This is a genomic window from Oleiphilus sp. HI0086, from assembly GCF_001635225.1.
The window spans coordinates 1-1861 of the sequence record NZ_LWFZ01001406.1 but is presented as its reverse complement, the minus strand read 5'-3'; the positions used below and the strand labels follow the sequence as shown (position 1 = coordinate 1861).

Here is a 1861-nt window from a genome sequence, read left to right as displayed (position 1 = left end):
GACTATTTAGAGGGCCAGTTCAAAGGCCATATTCTAAAGTTTTCACGCTAGCCGTAGGCTGCGCTACTCAGGTCAAAGCAGAGCTAATGCCACATAATCTTCAACGCAAGGTAGGGCGCAACAAAAAACACCAAAGTCATGACTTTGTACTGGCTTAGAAAGCTAAGATAAACAGGGGCCAGTTGCTTTTCCTCAAGATCAAACATCTTGCTGTGTATCGATGTAATGGCCTCTTTGAAAAATACCACCGCGATACTAGCCAGAGACAGATAAGCAAGATTAATCAAAACCGCCCAACCTAATAGTTCAGTAAGTTGCGTAATTGTCATCCCTCAGCCCTCCTATTACTTTGTAAATACAGAGAAAGCAGAAGCTTCCTAGGCCTTAATCAGGCACCACGCAGTATTGCTCTTCGAGGTGCCTGGTAGCAAAAACGGCAAGTCTTACTTAACAATATTCATCAGGTGAACATCGAATACCAGTACCGCGTTAGGCGGTATTGCTGGCGGCGAGCCCATTTCACCATAGGCTAGCTTAGAGGGTACTACAAAGCGCCACTTTGAGCCGACAGGCATCATTGATAAACCTTCCGTCCAACCGGGGATAACCTGATCTAATGCAAACTCAGCGGGTTCATTTCGGGTAATAGAGCTGTCAAAAACCTGGCCATCAATGAATGAGCCGTGATAGTGAACGCGTACAGTCTGATCAATACTAGGCTTATCGCCCTCTGCACTTTCCAGAATTTCGTACTGTAGACCTGAGTCGGTAACTTGTACGCCTTCTCGCTTGGCATTTTCATCTAAGAAAGTTTTGCACAAATCCTGATACTTCTCGGTACGATCTTTCTCGAACTGCATGCGCTTTTCTTTAATCGTGTCATAGGCTTCGTTGAGTTCGCTTTCGGACAAAGCCGAAGGTTCACCATTAAAGCATGCTCGCAAAGCCTGAATCGTTGCTTCAATATCCATTCCCTCGAAGCGGTTCTTTTGCATCTGACGGCCAAACTGCCATCCAAATCCATAGCTCACTTTCTGCTCGAACGATTGAGGTTTATCTTCAGTCTTCTTTGTCATATCTCTATATCTACTAGTCGTTAAGTTTGTTACTTGCCAATCGAAATGGTCAGTAGGGTAATATCTTAGATGTCAGCGGCCACTTCCAATTCCTCTAATCCCTTCTGTACATAATCCAGCAAACGCTGCATAGACGGCAAGGTGCGGCGGCAAGCCGTAAAGCCGAATTCTAACTGATCTACATAACTGACCAAAGTAATATTCAAGGCAATACGATCCAGAGGTATTGAAACGGGATACATCCCCTCTAGCTGCGCACCATTCCAATACTGTGTTTTCTTTGGCCCTGGTACATTAGAAATAACAACGTTGAATGCCTGAAGTTTTTCCGACAAACCCGTTAACATATTCAAACCAGCGGGTGCCAAGGTCAAAGCGGTATAATTGATCGCTTCTTCAAGCGACATCTGTGAGTATCGCTCTTTGGAATCTTTGACCGAATTTTTTACCATTTCCAAGCGTTTAGCTGGGTCAGCAACATGGGTTCCCAGGCTAGCAAGGATCATCGCAATTTGATTTCCCGCCGCACTATCATCTCGGCGCATAGACATTGGAACCATCGCAACTAAGGGTTTAGTGGGTAAGGAATGTTGACTAATTAAATAATTACGTAAGGCACTACCGCAAACAGCCAACACAACATCATTCAGTGTGGCGTCCATTTTCTTAGCCAAGGTTTTAAAGCGTTCTATTGGATATGACTGCGCTGCAAAACGACGCGAGCCTGTTATTGGCTTATTTAGAATACTGTTCGGCGCCTGAAACACAGAGACATAATCTGGATT

3 protein-coding genes are annotated in these 1861 nt (G+C 44.7%); all 3 read right to left on the bottom strand.

Annotated features, from left to right (window positions below):
* Positions 1 to 83: 83 nt before the first annotated feature.
* On the bottom strand, positions 84 to 329 hold the full coding sequence (locus tag A3756_RS23960; RefSeq protein WP_068512097.1) for a DUF6868 family protein: 246 nt from the start codon (positions 327 to 329) through the stop codon (positions 84 to 86).
* A 114-nt stretch (positions 330 to 443) separates the two neighbouring features.
* Positions 444 to 1076 (bottom strand): FKBP-type peptidyl-prolyl cis-trans isomerase, encoded by a 633-nt coding sequence (locus tag A3756_RS23955; protein WP_068512094.1) that lies wholly within the window; start codon positions 1074 to 1076, stop codon positions 444 to 446.
* A gap of 65 nt (positions 1077 to 1141) precedes the next feature.
* Positions 1142 to 1861: WS/DGAT domain-containing protein (locus A3756_RS23950; protein ID WP_156490736.1), on the bottom strand; the 720-nt coding region annotated here is incomplete at its 5' end.

What these genes read in the sequence shown, in the direction of transcription:
- A3756_RS23960 (WP_068512097.1), bottom strand. Translation starts at nt 329, where the DNA reads ATGACAATTACGCAACTTACTGAACTATTAGGTTGGGCGGTTTTGATT.
- A3756_RS23955 (WP_068512094.1), bottom strand. Translation starts at nt 1,076, where the DNA reads ATGACAAAGAAGACTGAAGATAAACCTCAATCGTTCGAGCAGAAAGTG.